Genomic DNA, 13,265 nt, shown 5'->3' with positions numbered 1-13,265 from the left:
TACCCTGACTACTTCATGCCCCAATAATCGCCCTTGCCCCATTAACCCCTTCTCCCCGCCTTAAGCCCCTCGAATTCACACCAGCGCGGTCGCACAGGCAGGGGGCGTCACAAAGAGTGCGGAGGAAAACCCCTACTTGCGCGGTGTCAGGATGCGCGGTCCATCAGCGGTCGCAGCGACGGTGTGCTCCCAGTGGGACGCGAAGCTGCCATCATCGGTGAGCACTGACCATTCGTCGTCGAGAACATGGGAATCCGCAGTGCCCAGCGCCAGCATCGGCTCGATCGCCAGGACGGAGCCCTCCTGAATCTCTGGCCCGCGCCCACCGCGGCCTTCGTTGGCCAAGTACGGATCTTCGTGCATGGTGCGCCCGATACCGTGGCCGCCGTAGCCGTCGACGATCCACAGCTCTACGTCAAACTTCTTCTCTGCGGCTTCGGTGGCCTGCTCCAGCGCCCAGGACACATCGGTCAGGCGGTTGCCCGGCACCATAGCCTTCAGCCCCTCGTACAGCACCCATTCGGTAGCGCGGTTGAGGCGATCGTGTTCATCGGCAATATCTCCGATGCCAAAAGTCCACGCTGAGTCCCCCACCCAGCCATTGAGCGTAGCCCCGCAGTCGACGGAGATGAGGTCACCTTCCTTCAGCACAACATCCTCCGAAGGAATTCCGTGGACGATCATGTCATTCGGGCTCGCACAGATCGATCCAGGGAAGCCACCATATCCCTTGAACGTGGGCACGGCACCATGGTCGCGGATAACCTGCTCAGCTACACGGTCAAGGTCGAGAGTGGTTTTGCCCGGCGCAGCGGCCTTCTTCACTTCCTGCAGTGCCAGCCCGACGATCTCCCCGGCCGCCTGCATAGCGTCTAGCTGCTCGGGAGTCTTCGCTGCGATCTTCTTGTTCTTTCGCCGAAAACCCATTGTTTCGCCTGTCCTTGTTTCTTTGTTGTGTGCTTCTTTGTTGTGTTTTTGTCTGTTTCTTTGGTGACGCCACCCTCACGGGGTGAATAACCACAAATCCCGCCAGGTCGGACCGTGTGGGACCGGCTGGCGGGATGCGCGATTGCGTGGAGTTTACTTGTCCAGCGCGTTCAGCGTGGTGGTGGAGATATCCTCCACGGTGCCCTCTGCGTCGATGTTCAACAGGATGTCCTTGTAGTGATCGATCAGCGGGGCGGTCTCGTTGCGGTAGACCTCCAGGCGGGTGCGGATCGTTTCCTCGTTATCGTCGTTGCGGCCGCGGGCCAGCATGCGGTCGACGACAACGTCCTCGGAGACAACGTAGTTGATTACGGCATCCAGGGAGTGGCCGTCGTCCTGCAGCATCTTCTCCAGCAGCTCTGCCTGTTCGATGGTGCGGGGGAAGCCATCCAGCAGGAAGCCCTTGGCGGCATCTTCCTGGTTCAGGCGGTCGCGAACCATGTCAGCGGTGACAGAGGTGGGAACCAGTTTGCCAGCATCCATGTACTCCTGTGCCTGCTTGCCCAGTTCGGTGCCCTGGGAGATGTTGGCGCGGAACAGATCGCCGGTGGAGATGTGCGGGATCTTCAGGGAGTCGGACAGCAGGGATGCTTGGGTGCCCTTACCAGCGCCGGGAGGGCCGAGCAGAACTAGTCTCATTTCAGGAATCCTTCGTAGTTAGACTGCATGACTTGCGATTCGAGTTGCTTGATCGTGGTCAGAGCAACAGACACCAGAATCAGGATAGCGGTACCACCAAATGGCATCTGTCCCTGCCCGCCGGCCTGTGCCGTCTGCACACCCATGTTGATCAAGATGTTCGGCAGGGCGGCGATAGCGGCCAGGTAGATGGAACCGACGATCAGCAGACGGTTCATCACATATCCAAGGTACTCCGCAGTCGGACGGCCCGGGCGGATGCCCGGAATGAAGCCACCGTACTTCTTCATGTTGTCTGCCTGATCGTACGGGTCATACTGCACAGAGACGTAGAAGAAGGAGAAGAAGATGATTAGGCCGACGTAAACCAGGATGTACTGCCAGGCGGCCGGGTTCGACAGCACCGCCATGACGTTACGGTTCCACCAGTTGTCCTGCCCGGCGGCCTGTGGGTTGCCGGACTGGATGATCTGGGTAATGAGGATCGGAACGGTCAGCAGTGAGGAAGCGAAAATCACGGGGATAACGCCAGCCTGGTTAACCTTCAGCGGCAGGTAGGTGGAAGTCTCACCGTACTGGCGGCGGCCAATCATGCGCTTTGCGTACTGAACGGGGATGCGGCGCTGACCCTGCTCGATAAAGACCACGCCGACAACCAGGATCAGAACGCCAACGATGACACCGGCGAAGACGAAGCCGCCGGAGCCCGAGAAGATTGATGCGCCCTGTGCCGGAAGCGACGTTGCGATACCCGCGAAGATCAGCAGGGACATGCCGTTGCCGATACCACGGTCGGTGATGAGCTCGCCGATCCACATCAGCAGCACCGCACCGGAGGTCATAATCATCACCATGGTGACGAGGCCGAAGATGCCGGTATCTTCCTTAAGCACCTGCACACCTTGCCCCAGTAGCTGGCGGCGATCCGCCAGCGCCACGATGCCGGCAGACTGCAGCAGTGCGAGAGCCACAGTGAGATAACGGGTGTACTCCGTCATCTTCGCCTGGCCGGACTGGCCTTCCTTCTTCAGCTGTTCAAACTTCGGGATCACCACTGTGAGCAGCTGAACGATAATGGACGCGGTGATGTACGGCATAATGCCGACGGCGAAGACAGAAAGCTTCAGCAGCGCACCGCCCGAAAACAGGTTGATCAGGGAGTACATGGCCGAGTTATCGGTCAGACCCTTGATCTGCGCTTGAATCGAGCCGTAATCCACGCCTGGGGTGGGGATCTGGGCGCCAATGCGATAGAGGATGATCATCGCAAGGGAGAACAAGATCTTCTTACGAAGATCTGCGTTCTTGAACGCCGAGGAGATGGCGGACAAACTTTGCCTCCTGTGTAGTTTCTTTCCGTAGTGCGGGATCTACTGGCTAGCGCACCTGCACTTCAAGATACGCCCGCGGTGAGGCGACACTAATTGCAACCTGTACAGGTTAGCAGACAGGACAAATGCTTAGGACACTCTACCACCTACCACAAGCGCTATTTCAAATGGCACTTCCCCACCACTGCGCTTCGCCCCCAAAAAATCGCCCTGCCAGCACATTACGTGCCGACAGGGCGATTGTTAGTAACTAAGTCTGATTAGAACTTGTCTAGTCTTACTTAGCCTCGGTGACGGTGCCACCGGCAGCCTCGATCTTCTGCTTTGCAGAGCCCGAGAACTTGTTAGCGGTGACGTTCAGCTTCACGCTGATTTCGCCGTTGCCCAGGATCTTCACCGGCTGGTTCTTACGAGCCAGGCCAGCAGCGACGATGTCTGCAACGGTGACGTCGCCACCCTTGGAGAAAGCCTTCTCCAGGTCAGCCACGTTAACCACCTGGTAGGTGATCTTGGCGGGGTTGCGGAAGCCCTTCAGCTTAGGCAGACGCATGTGCAGTGGCATCTGGCCACCCTCGAATGCTGCCGATACCTGCTTACGAGCCTTGGTGCCCTTGGTACCACGACCTGCGGTCTTACCCTTGGATGCCTCACCACGACCAACGCGGGTCTTGGACTTCTTGGCGCCCGGAGCGGGGCGGAGGTCGTGGAGCTTAATTGGATCGCTCATGTTTACTCTCCTGCCACTTCTTCGACCTCGACCATGTGGCGCACAACGTTGATCTGGCCACGAACGATCGGGCTATCCTCACGGACAACCGACTGGCCAATGCGCTTCAGGCCGAGAGAGCGCATGGAATTGCGCTGCTTCGGCTTGGTTCCGACCAAGCCCTTGGTCTGGGTAATCTTCAAAGCCATTTCTTATGCCCCCTGTCCTGCTGCACGTGCGCGCAGCATAGCGGCCGGAGCAACCTCGTCCAGGGACTTGCCACGACGTGCGGCAACCTCTTCCGGACGCACCAGCTGCTTCAGCCCAGCGACGGTTGCGTGGACAATGTTGATGGCGTTGTCGGAGCCCAGGGACTTCGACAGGATGTCCTGCACGCCGGCGCACTCTAGCACCGGGCGGACAGCGCCACCGGCGATCACACCGGTACCAGGGGCAGCAGGCTTCATCATGACGATGCCTGCAGCATCCTCACCCTGAACCGGGTGAGTGATGGTGCCGTTGATCATCGGAACGCGGAAGAAGTTCTTACGAGCCTCTTCAGCGCCCTTCTGGATAGCGGCAGGAACTTCCTTAGCCTTGCCGTAGCCGACGCCGACCATGCCCTGGCCGTCGCCGACGATAACCAGCGCGGTGAAGCTGAAGCGGCGACCGCCCTTTACAACCTTCGAGACGCGGTTAATGGTAACCACGCGCTCGATGAACTGGCTGCGCTCATCCTGCTGGTTGCGACGATCGTTACGTCCGCCACGGTCGTTGTTGCGATCGTTGCGGTTGTTACGCTCATTGCGCTCGTTCTTGTCGTTGTTCTCGGCGGAGCGTCCGCCGTTACGTTCACGTCCCGACATCACGCGTTCCTTCCGTTGGTGTTGTTCGTGGAGTTGGTCATTAGAACTTCAGACCACCTTCGCGGGCAGCGTCAGCCAAAGCGGCAACGCGGCCGTGGTACTTGTAGCCTGCGCGGTCGAAGACAACAGCCTCGATGCCAGCGGCCTTGGCGCGCTCGGCGATCAGCTGGCCAACCTTCGCACCGCGCGCCTTCTTGTCGCCCTCCATGGCACGTACATCTGCTTCCATCGTAGAAGCTGCGACCAGGGTGTGGCCTGCAACATCGTCGATGACCTGTGCGTGCATGTGGCGAGAGGTGCGGTGAATAACCAGACGCGGGGTCTCCGGGGTACCGGAGAGGTTCTTGCGGATACGGAAGTGACGACGTGCGCGTGCAGTGCGGCGGCGGGTGGAGATGTCCTTGCCCACCGGCAGACGCTTTTCGTTTTGTGCAGTGTTGCTCATTACTTACCCGTCTTTCCGACCTTGCGACGGACCTGCTCGCCCTCGTAGCGAATGCCCTTGCCCTTGTAAGGATCGTCCTTACGCAGACGACGGATGTTCGCGGCGATCTGTCCGACCTGCTGCTTGTCGATACCAGTGATGGAGAACTTGGTGTTGCCATCCACGGCGAAGGTGATGCCCTCCGGTGCCTCAATCAGCACAGGGTGGGAGTAGCCCAGTGCGAACTCCAGGTTCTTGCCCTTGAGCTGCACACGGTAACCAACACCGAAGATTTCCATCTTGATGGTGTAGCCCTTCGTCACGCCCTCGATCATGTTGAAGACCAGGGAACGGGACAGGCCGTGCAGGGAACGATTCTTGCGGTGATCATCCGGGCGGGAAACGAGGATCTCCTCGCCTTCCTGCACCACGGTGATCGGAGCCGGAATGTCCTGGCTCAGGGTGCCCTTCGGACCCTTAACCTCGACAGACTGGCCGTTGATGTTGATGGTGACGCCAGAGGGGACAGCCACCGGTGCCTTGCCAACACGAGACATGGTTTAGACCTCCTCTAGTTACCAGACGTAGGCGAGAACTTCTCCGCCCACACCCTTGTTCTGTGCCTCACGGTCGGTCAGCAGACCGTGGGACGTGGAAATGATGGCCACACCCAGGCCGCCGAGGACCTGCGGCAGCTCGTTGGACTTTGCGTACACACGAAGACCCGGCTTGGAAACACGACGCAGCCCGGAGATAGAACGCTCGCGGGACGGGCCGTACTTCAGCTCGATGTCCAGTGTCTTGCCAACCTTGGCGTCGGTGACGGTGAAGTCAGCAATGTAGCCCTCCTCCTTGAGGATCTCAGCGATGTTCGCCTTGATCTTGGAAGAAGGCATGGAGACGGAATCATGGAACGCGTTGGATGCGTTCCGCACGCGGGACAGCATGTCCGCGATGGGATCAGTCATGGTCATAAGTTTTGACCCATAGCCTTTCTCATTGCGGTTCCCAGCCCACCCAGACTGCGTGTACCGCGCGCTTGCTGGCTACTAGCGCGCCCCATGCTAAATAACATGGGGTGCTCGCCGCCGTCTCCGCGCGGCCGCTCTATTGGGCGAGGGGCCTACAACAAAGTGGTTTGATGTTTACACTGCTTACGTTGCCGAGCCAGCCTTTCAGGCATGGGGCAACGCAAGACCAGATAACTCTAGCAACCACCTGCATGTTTACCCAAATCGCTATTGAGGAAAAGACGCCCCTAGATTCAGAACCTAAGGTCTCACAACCCTTGACACCACGGAGCGCAAAATAAGTAGCCAATATGCTACTCCTGAACACCCAATAAGCGATGTGCCATATCTTCTCTTAGCTTTAAACTGCGAAAACAAGGCGTTACGTGAGATGTATCACAAATGCGAGTAACGCCTTGAAAAGTTGATTGGTGATTCACTACACATGTTGTACGTACTCAAAGTACGAGACTATTTGCGCCGCAATCAATCGCAGTTGACTCGGCACAATCGCAGTTCTATACACCCCTCATGGAAGGAAAATTCTTTGAAGTTCAAGAAGTCCCTCATCACCCTGGCCGCAGCATCCTCCGTAGCAATGGCTGGTATCCCGGCTGCCGTCGCTGAAGAAGCACCGGAGGCTGCGGCCACCGCAGCTACCGAGAACTCCAACGAGACCGCCACCAAGCCGGCTGCTGAGGAGAACGCAGACGAGAACGCTGCTGAAGAAGGCGCTGCCGAGGACGAGACCAAGCCAGCCGACGAGAACGACAACGAGACCAAGCCTGCTGAGGGTTCCGCTGACAGCGAGCAGGGTCAGAAGCTGAAGGGCTCCGTTGACAAGCTGCTGGGTTGGGATGACTCCACCTCCACCCTGAAGAAGATCGAGGACGTTCTGGGCTTCATCGGCAAGATCGTCAAGACCTTCACCGGGTTCCCGGGCTCCAAGTAAATAACCTGGAACCACGACATAAACAACGAACCCCGCTTCCCTATCCCGAGAAATCTCGGGGGAAGCGGGGTTTTGGCTTGCTATACTGCTGTACTCAGCAGCTCGCTCTTACTTGAACGGGAAGCCCAGCTCGCGCAGCAGTGCGCGGCCTTCATCGTCGTTGGTTGCAGTGGTAACAACGGTGATGTTCATACCACGCGGACGATCGATCTTGTCGACGTCGATTTCATAGAACATGGACTGCTCGGTCAGGCCGAAGGTGTAGTTGCCGTGGCCGTCGAACTGCTGGTCACTCAGACCGCGGAAGTCGCGAATACGCGGCAGAGCGACGGTCAGCAGACGATCCAGGAACTCCCACATGCGGTCGCCGCGCAGGGTTACGCGAGCGCCAATGGGCATACCTTCACGCAGCTTGAAGTTAGCGATAGCCTTCTTCGCGGTACGGATCTGCGGCTTCTGACCGGTGATCTTGGTCAGATCCTCGATTGCACCGTTGATCAGCTTGGAATCGCGAGCTGCGTCGCCGACGCCCATGTTGACGACAACCTTGGTGACGCCCGGGATCTGCATGACGTTCTCGTAGCTGAACTCGCCGTTCAGCTTCTCGCGGATTTCCTCACGGTAGCGAGTCTTCAAACGTGGGGTGTAGTTTTCGCTCATCGTTAGATGTCCTTCCCGTTGCGCTTGGACACGCGGATCTTCTTACCGTCTTCGTCGAAGCGGTAGCCGATACGGGTCGGGTTGCCGTCGGAGTCAACGACCATCACGTTAGAAACGTGGATCGGAGCTTCCTGGGTAACGATGCCGCCGGACTCAGCGCCGCGCTCTGGAGCGGAGTTTGCAACGTGCTTCTTGATTCGGTTGACGCCCTCGACCAGGACCTTGTCGCGCTGCGGGTAGGCCTCAATAACCTTGCCCTTGGCGCCCTTGTCCGGGCCGGAGATAACCAGTACGGTGTCGCCCTTACGGATCTTCATTTAGAGCACCTCCGGAGCCAGGGAAACGATCTTCATGAACTTCTTGTCGCGAAGCTCACGTGCGACCGGGCCGAAGATACGGGTGCCGCGGGGATCGTTGTCGTTTGCCTTGATGATGACAGCAGCGTTCTCATCGAATGCGATGTAGGAGCCGTCCGGACGACGGGTCTCCTTCTTAGCGCGGACGATGACAGCCTTAACAATGTCGCCAGCCTTCACGGTGCCGCCCGGGGTAGCTTCCTTAACGGTTGCTACGACGACATCACCGATACCAGCGGAGCGTCGAACGGAACCACCGAGCGGACGGATGACCAGGATTTCCCGGGCACCGGTGTTGTCGGCAACTCGCAGACGCGATTCTTGCTGAATCACTTGAGTCTCCTAATTTGACCTAGAATTTTTGCGTATCGTGCGTGGGATTACCGACCCTCGCGCACGCGGTCTGTGCCGGTTAAAGCGCCAGGCTCTTCATGAATGCACATTGCGAGCACACAATGGAGCACACTGCACCTTTCGGCAACTGGAATATTGTTCCACACGCGCCCTCGGCTAACAAAATCGCCGTATCAGAAATTTGCCCCGTGGGCCGCCATTTATTCCGGCGGGGGTAGCTCAACCCACCCCCGACGGTAGTTCCCTATACCTTTTGACGCCACCTCATCCTCAGCGTGATGTGAGTGTGATATGCGCCCCAACAGGGCTCTTGCTCATATTGCACTATCTTGCAACCCCTGCACTTGAGACTGCGGAAAATCACCGCATCCACATGGGGATATTAGTGAAAACTGAACTATCTCCCCATTTTTAAAACGTGCTTAGAGGACGACAGGGATCGCAAGGCTTCAAAATCTCCTTGGGTACCTAAGCGGTCTTCTCCAGCGGAGATTGCAATATTTCCGCAGCAACCACAGCTGCTAGGCAACAGATTGACACTGTGCACACAGGCAACAGTCGTGCTACGTTACGTTGCGTACCCAAGGCCGGTTTAAGGCCGACACACCAACTTTTTTAAGTGAGGTTTATACACATGAAGCTCAAGAAGTCTCTGCTAGCTCTGACCACCGCCGCTACCGTTGCTGTTGCTGGCACCGCTACCGCTGTAGCTGAGGACACCAACCCTGCCGACTCCGGCTCCGCTGTCGCGAACACCGACAAGGGCGATAATGCGACCGAGAACGGCGGCGAGAAGGACGAGGACAAGGATCAGTCCGAGCTAGCTGGCTCCGCTGACAAGTTCTTCGGCTGGGACGAAAACACCTCTGGCCTGAAGAAGCTCACGACCGTCGTTACCCTGATCACCACCATCGGCGCTCTGGTTGCAGGCCTCGTCACCCTGGCTAACAACTTCCAGAAGATTCCGAACCTGTTCAAGTAAGAACATCTTCGTTCTGCTAAAGGACAGGTTCCAGTCACCCATTAGTTTGGTTGGCCGTTAACCTCAAGCACCCCACGGCGATACACGATCGCCGCGGGGTGCTTTTGCTATCCCTAAGATCTCGACAATCGTGCCCCCTCCACTTCCCTTCCCCTTTGCCACCCTATATGAAGTTAGGGTAGGCTCACTTTTACTATGTCACTGCAGCAGCTCGTATTGGATCCCTCAACCGCAAGCGACGCTTATCGCTCAGCGTTCGTCGACCATGAACTTGTAGTGGCACCCAGCGAACCTAAGCACCACATCATCCGCGCCACAGTGTGCAACGTCAGCGCTCCCGCTCAACACCTCCGCCGCATTGTCATCGAATCCCCGGAACTGGTTGGTTTCAAGCTCTCCGGCCCAGATGAATTCTTCGGTCTCTTTATGCCGCAAGTGGCCAGCGGCAAGCTACATTTACCGGTTCATGCCGGCGGCGCAAATATTCGCGCCAGCGTAGCTGCCATGCCAGATGAGCTACGTCCTCACCTGCGGTGGTACACCGTCCGCTCGCTGAATCCTGTGGCTGGACAACTGACTTTTGACGTGGTGACGCATGGCGTCACTACCCCCAGCTATAAAAACATTGGCCCTGGTCTCCGTTGGGTTTTGAGTGCCCAAACTGGCGATCAGGTGGCAATCTGGACCTGCCAGGGGCTATGGCATCGCGGGCGACGCTCCCAAACCTTGATCGCCGATCCGTCCGCAGCACCCTCAGTGCGCGCAATCCTGGAGTACACCCACGCATTCGCACCAGATCAATTGAAAGACATGCATGTCCGCATGATTGCCGAGAGCCCCAATGACCTAGAACCATTGCTCAACCCCAACTGGGAAGATGAATTGAGCAGCCTCGACATCCTGTTCGCCCCTTCTGAGAAATTTAGCGAAACCACCATTGCGCATTTGAGAGGGCTTGACCATTCTCAGCACCCTGCAACGCAGTCAAAGTACGTCTGGGTCGCGGGCGAGGGCCAGCTTTGCAAGGAAGTTCGACATCATGCAATTCATACGTGGGGCCTCGATAGCGAATCCGTGCAGTGGTGCCCTTATTGGTTCCTCGGGAGGGCTAGGCCTTAATTAGCCACAATTCCTCGCGGCACAATGATCGGAGCCATACCGCGGGGATCTTCCCACACCTCGGCATTCAGGCCATATGCCTCGCGCAACACATCCACCGTCAGAGCCTCGTTCGGAGAACCCTCGGCGATCTTTTCCCCCTCCTTCATGACGATCATCTCGTCACTAAAAGCTCCCGCCAGGCCAAGATCATGAAGTACGGTAATCACCGTCTTGCCCTCTTGAGCGAGCTCCCGCACGATACTTAGAATCTCTATCGCATGTGCCGGATCTAGGTACGTAGTCGGTTCATCCAACAGCACAATTGGCGTATCCTGCGCCAGCACCATCGCCATCCAGACCCGCTGCCGCTGGCCGCCAGAAAGCTCCGCCACGTCGCGGGCAACAAGATGGTCAACCTTCGTCTTCTTCAGCGCCTCGCGCACTTTTTCTTTATCTTCTGACGCCGTCGCTCCCCCACCCCAGAGCGATCGACGATAAGGGTGCCGTCCGCGCTCCACGAGTTCTCCAACAGTCAACCCCGCCGGACACAGAGGGTGTTGTGGCAAAAGTGCAATTAGTTGGGCGGCTTCGCGTGCCCCCAAACTATGCACGTCCTTATCCTCTGCAAGAACACGTCCTTCGGTGGGAGCAAGCAGCCGAGAAAGCGTCTTGAGCAGCGTTGACTTACCACAACCATTGGGACCTAAGAGCGTGGTGACCTTCCCGGGCTCTGCAGTGAAAGACACGTCCTTAACAATGCTTGGGCCGTCGTTGTAGCCCACGGTGACGTGATCAACTTGAACGTTCATTGAACCATTCCTTTCAGAGTTCCGCGACGGGCCGCCAACCACACAAGCAACACCAGCGCGGGCCCACCAATGATGGCGGTAACCAAACCCACAGGGGACGTAAATGGCAGTGCGCCCGCCACGACGGCGCACGCAGCTAATAGAGCAGCGCCTGCAAAAGTAGAGCACAGCGGATGGGGCGTGGGCGTTCCGGCCACCAGCTTGGCCAGCTGAGGAGCCAACAGTGCCACGAATCCAATTGGGCCGACAAAGGAAACCACCACCGCGACAATGCCCGTTGCGGCGATGAGCAAAATAGCGCGCACCCTCGTGACATCTACACCAAGTGTGGACGCGGTGGCGTCATCATGAGAAAGAAGAGGGACATCGCGCGTAACGCAGAGGCCTAAAACCACGAAGGGCAATAGGCCCAACACCATAGGCAACAAAGCTTCCGTACGCACAAAGCCGGTGGACCCAGCGAGCCAAGTTTGGGCATCCGTGGCACGAGTTAAGTCAGCCCTGAGCAGAAGATACTGCACTAAAGACTGCGTGAGGAACGACAGTGCCAGGCCGATGACCACTACGCGCTGCGACGTCCCGAAACCACCGAGTAGAACGAGCAAACCAACGATCACTAGTGCGCCAACCAAAGCGAGTGCAGCACGCCACCAGAACGTCGGCACCCCCTCACTCCATGCAGGGCGGGTGACTACGGTACCCGCCACAACCAAAACCGCCGCGCCGCCGGAGACACCGAGAATGTCCGGGCTGGCCAGCGGATTGCGAGCCATGGTTTGGGTCCACGCGCCGGCCAGCCCCAGCGCGGCGCCGACCAGAACGGTAGCGATTGCTACAGGCAGGCGGAGATCCCACACCACGTTGATTGCTTGCTGTGTTCCCCCACCGGTGAGAACCTCGATGACTTCCACCGGACTGAGCTTCACCGCACCTTGCCCCAGGATTAAGCAATAACAAAGGGCCGCTATGAGGGCGAACCCCGATGTGGCTGCCAGGACGCGTCTGCTTCGTGAACGCTTGATACTACGGATAGACGTCATATCGCTCATATCGCCAGCTCCGAGTCATTCGAGGTCGGTGAACTCTTCTTACGTCGCACCGCCAGAATCATCACTGGGGCGCCGACAATAGCTAGGACAATAGACATTTCCAGCTCGTTGGGCTGCAGGACGAAGCGGCCCACAATATCGGCTAGCAGTACAGCCGCACCGCCGACGATGGCAGTTGGTAGCAAGAGGCGGGTAAGTGCCGGGCCGGTAAACGGGCGTAGTAGGTGTGGCACGGCGAAGCCCACGAATGTCACAAGCCCCACGGTGGCAGTCGCCGAGCCGGCGAGGATGATCACCGCCGCGGCAGCCAACAAGCGGGTTCTCGTGGGCGAGCTGCCAAGGGAACGGGCGGAGTCCTCTCCCATCGCAAGTAGATCCAGCGGGCGTGCTACAAGCGCACCACATAAAGCACCTAGTGCTAGACCTAAAGCAGCTAAGGCCACGTCTTCCATACCCCGCCCAGCCGTAGAGCCGACAGTCCAGCGACGGAGCCCTTCCAAGGTGTCGGAAGAATAGAGGCTCAGCATATTCGTGGCCGCTTGTAGGGCAAAGGTAACTCCCACGCCCACCAGTACCAGAGTTAGCGGGTTACGGGATACGCGGGAAATCAACAGCACGATTAGAGCGGCGACGGCAGCTCCCACGAGCCCCACAAGTGTCCGCTCTCCGACCGTCGTTGCCCAGCCCAAGGTCAGTGCCGCGGCGACTGCAAAACTTGCTCCGGCGTTCACGCCGATAATGCCGGGATCTGCCAAGGGGTTGCGGGTCCAGCTCTGAGCAATGGCACCCGCCATAGCCAGGGCTGCGCCTGTGATCACAGCCAAGAGGGTACGCGGAACGCGCAAGTCCCAAATGATGCCGGACTGTTCAGCATTAATGCCGGACTGCGCGGACGGGTGCGGACCATGCATGAGGATGCTGGTCACCTCGCCAATGGAAAGATCTTTGGAACCCAAGTACAGGGAGACAACCAGCAGCAAAGCCAAACCAACGAGTGCGGCCGAAGTAAGCAAACGCCGGGAAAATACCAAAGAATGTC

Annotated in this window: 18 protein-coding genes; 3 read left to right on the top strand and 15 right to left on the bottom strand. The window is 58.2% G+C overall.

Annotated elements, in window-relative coordinates:
- Positions 1–132: 132 nt before the first annotated feature.
- The 9 genes from map to rpsH all read right to left on the bottom strand — a co-directional run bounded on the left by map (position 133) and on the right by rpsH (position 5,927).
- Positions 133–927, bottom strand: a complete 795-nt coding sequence (gene map / locus ACUY2T_RS06395) for a type I methionyl aminopeptidase (protein ID WP_448307989.1) — start codon at positions 925–927, stop codon at positions 133–135.
- A gap of 153 nt (positions 928–1,080) precedes the next feature.
- A complete protein-coding gene (locus tag ACUY2T_RS06390; RefSeq protein WP_293791591.1) occupies positions 1,081–1,626 on the bottom strand; it encodes an adenylate kinase in 546 nt (181 codons plus the stop codon).
- A complete protein-coding gene (secY, locus tag ACUY2T_RS06385) occupies positions 1,623–2,957 on the bottom strand; it encodes a preprotein translocase subunit SecY (protein WP_293791592.1) in 1,335 nt (444 codons plus the stop codon). Before secY ends, ACUY2T_RS06390 begins: the two co-directional genes overlap by 4 nt.
- Positions 2,958–3,234: 277 nt before the next feature.
- Positions 3,235–3,684 (bottom strand): 50S ribosomal protein L15, encoded by a 450-nt coding sequence (rplO, locus tag ACUY2T_RS06380; RefSeq protein ID WP_005291915.1) that lies wholly within the window; start codon positions 3,682–3,684, stop codon positions 3,235–3,237.
- A gap of 2 nt (positions 3,685–3,686) precedes the next feature.
- On the bottom strand, positions 3,687–3,872 hold the full coding sequence (gene rpmD / locus ACUY2T_RS06375; protein ID WP_293791593.1) for a 50S ribosomal protein L30: 186 nt from the start codon (positions 3,870–3,872) through the stop codon (positions 3,687–3,689).
- A 3-nt stretch (positions 3,873–3,875) separates the two neighbouring features.
- Positions 3,876–4,529 carry a 30S ribosomal protein S5 gene (gene rpsE, locus ACUY2T_RS06370; RefSeq protein WP_293791594.1) on the bottom strand — a complete coding sequence of 218 codons (654 nt, stop codon included), beginning with the start codon at positions 4,527–4,529 and terminating at the stop codon, positions 3,876–3,878.
- 40 nt (positions 4,530–4,569) lie between these two features.
- Complete coding sequence (gene rplR / locus ACUY2T_RS06365) at positions 4,570–4,974, bottom strand: 50S ribosomal protein L18 (RefSeq protein WP_293791595.1); 405 nt, start codon at positions 4,972–4,974, stop codon at positions 4,570–4,572.
- Positions 4,974–5,510: a 50S ribosomal protein L6 gene (gene rplF, locus ACUY2T_RS06360; RefSeq protein ID WP_293791596.1), complete on the bottom strand. Its 537-nt coding sequence runs from the start codon at positions 5,508–5,510 to the stop codon at positions 4,974–4,976. Before rplF ends, rplR begins: the two co-directional genes overlap by 1 nt.
- 18 nt (positions 5,511–5,528) lie before the next feature.
- Complete coding sequence (gene rpsH / locus ACUY2T_RS06355) at positions 5,529–5,927, bottom strand: 30S ribosomal protein S8 (protein ID WP_293791597.1); 399 nt, start codon at positions 5,925–5,927, stop codon at positions 5,529–5,531.
- A gap of 583 nt (positions 5,928–6,510) precedes the next feature.
- On the opposite strand from rpsH, the gene ACUY2T_RS06350 reads away from it, so the two are divergent.
- Positions 6,511–6,915 (top strand): hypothetical protein, encoded by a 405-nt coding sequence (locus ACUY2T_RS06350; protein WP_448307988.1) that lies wholly within the window; start codon positions 6,511–6,513, stop codon positions 6,913–6,915.
- Between the two features lie 108 nt (positions 6,916–7,023).
- Here the strand turns inward: ACUY2T_RS06350 and rplE are convergent, their stop codons facing one another.
- From rplE to rplN, 3 genes are read right to left on the bottom strand one after another with little or no spacing between them, the layout of a single operon-like run.
- Positions 7,024–7,575 (bottom strand): 50S ribosomal protein L5, encoded by a 552-nt coding sequence (gene rplE / locus ACUY2T_RS06345; RefSeq protein ID WP_448307987.1) that lies wholly within the window; start codon positions 7,573–7,575, stop codon positions 7,024–7,026.
- Positions 7,576–7,577: 2 nt separating this feature from the next.
- Entirely contained in the window at positions 7,578–7,892 is a 315-nt protein-coding gene (rplX, locus tag ACUY2T_RS06340) for a 50S ribosomal protein L24 (protein WP_005291939.1), read from the bottom strand.
- On the bottom strand, positions 7,893–8,264 hold the full coding sequence (rplN, locus tag ACUY2T_RS06335) for a 50S ribosomal protein L14 (protein ID WP_293791601.1): 372 nt from the start codon (positions 8,262–8,264) through the stop codon (positions 7,893–7,895).
- Positions 8,265–8,919: 655 nt separating this feature from the next.
- Between rplN and ACUY2T_RS06330 the strand changes: the two genes are divergently transcribed.
- Together ACUY2T_RS06330 and ACUY2T_RS06325 are read left to right on the top strand one after the other, a co-directional pair.
- Positions 8,920–9,267, top strand: a complete 348-nt coding sequence (locus ACUY2T_RS06330) for a hypothetical protein (RefSeq protein WP_448307986.1) — start codon at positions 8,920–8,922, stop codon at positions 9,265–9,267.
- Between the two features lie 195 nt (positions 9,268–9,462).
- Positions 9,463–10,386 (top strand): siderophore-interacting protein, encoded by a 924-nt coding sequence (locus ACUY2T_RS06325; RefSeq protein ID WP_448307985.1) that lies wholly within the window; start codon positions 9,463–9,465, stop codon positions 10,384–10,386.
- Here the strand turns inward: ACUY2T_RS06325 and ACUY2T_RS06320 are convergent.
- Genes ACUY2T_RS06320 through ACUY2T_RS06310 form a run of 3 tightly spaced genes read right to left on the bottom strand, consistent with a single transcriptional unit; the run spans position 10,383 to position 13,239 of the window.
- The gene (locus ACUY2T_RS06320) at positions 10,383–11,177 is read right to left on the bottom strand and encodes an ABC transporter ATP-binding protein (RefSeq protein ID WP_293791604.1); all 795 of its coding nucleotides are present in this window, start codon (positions 11,175–11,177) and stop codon (positions 10,383–10,385) included. The two genes, ACUY2T_RS06325 and ACUY2T_RS06320, sit on opposite strands and share 4 nt — an antisense overlap.
- Complete coding sequence (locus ACUY2T_RS06315; protein ID WP_448307984.1) at positions 11,174–12,226, bottom strand: FecCD family ABC transporter permease; 1,053 nt, start codon at positions 12,224–12,226, stop codon at positions 11,174–11,176. The genes ACUY2T_RS06320 and ACUY2T_RS06315 overlap by 4 nt, the downstream gene beginning before the upstream one ends.
- A complete protein-coding gene (locus tag ACUY2T_RS06310) occupies positions 12,223–13,239 on the bottom strand; it encodes a FecCD family ABC transporter permease (protein ID WP_448307983.1) in 1,017 nt (338 codons plus the stop codon). Before ACUY2T_RS06310 ends, ACUY2T_RS06315 begins: the two co-directional genes overlap by 4 nt.
- Positions 13,240–13,265 lie beyond the last annotated feature (26 nt).

This window comes from Corynebacterium sp. 22-2729 (assembly GCF_053479475.1).
The sequence above is the reverse complement of the archived record's forward strand: the minus strand, read 5'-3'. Positions and strand labels throughout refer to the sequence as shown.

Bases quoted from the DNA above. Each gene is read 5' to 3' on its own strand.
- ACUY2T_RS06330 (WP_448307986.1), top strand. From the start codon at position 8,920: ATGAAGCTCAAGAAGTCTCTGCTAGCTCTGACCACCGCCGCTACCGTT.
- rplX (WP_005291939.1), bottom strand. From the start codon at position 7,892: ATGAAGATCCGTAAGGGCGACACCGTACTGGTTATCTCCGGCCCGGAC.
- rplE (WP_448307987.1), bottom strand. From the start codon at position 7,575: ATGAGCGAAAACTACACCCCACGTTTGAAGACTCGCTACCGTGAGGAA.
- rpmD (WP_293791593.1), bottom strand. From the start codon at position 3,872: ATGGCTTTGAAGATTACCCAGACCAAGGGCTTGGTCGGAACCAAGCCG.
- ACUY2T_RS06320 (WP_293791604.1), bottom strand. From the start codon at position 11,177: ATGAACGTTCAAGTTGATCACGTCACCGTGGGCTACAACGACGGCCCA.
- rplO (WP_005291915.1), bottom strand. From the start codon at position 3,684: ATGAGCGATCCAATTAAGCTCCACGACCTCCGCCCCGCTCCGGGCGCC.
- rpsH (WP_293791597.1), bottom strand. From the start codon at position 5,927: ATGACCATGACTGATCCCATCGCGGACATGCTGTCCCGCGTGCGGAAC.
- ACUY2T_RS06325 (WP_448307985.1), top strand. From the start codon at position 9,463: ATGTCACTGCAGCAGCTCGTATTGGATCCCTCAACCGCAAGCGACGCT.
- ACUY2T_RS06315 (WP_448307984.1), bottom strand. From the start codon at position 12,226: ATGAGCGATATGACGTCTATCCGTAGTATCAAGCGTTCACGAAGCAGA.
- rplR (WP_293791595.1), bottom strand. From the start codon at position 4,974: ATGAGCAACACTGCACAAAACGAAAAGCGTCTGCCGGTGGGCAAGGAC.
- map (WP_448307989.1), bottom strand. From the start codon at position 927: ATGGGTTTTCGGCGAAAGAACAAGAAGATCGCAGCGAAGACTCCCGAG.
- ACUY2T_RS06390 (WP_293791591.1), bottom strand. From the start codon at position 1,626: ATGAGACTAGTTCTGCTCGGCCCTCCCGGCGCTGGTAAGGGCACCCAA.
- rplF (WP_293791596.1), bottom strand. From the start codon at position 5,510: ATGTCTCGTGTTGGCAAGGCACCGGTGGCTGTCCCCTCTGGCGTCACC.
- rpsE (WP_293791594.1), bottom strand. From the start codon at position 4,529: ATGTCGGGACGTGAACGTAACGGCGGACGCTCCGCCGAGAACAACGAC.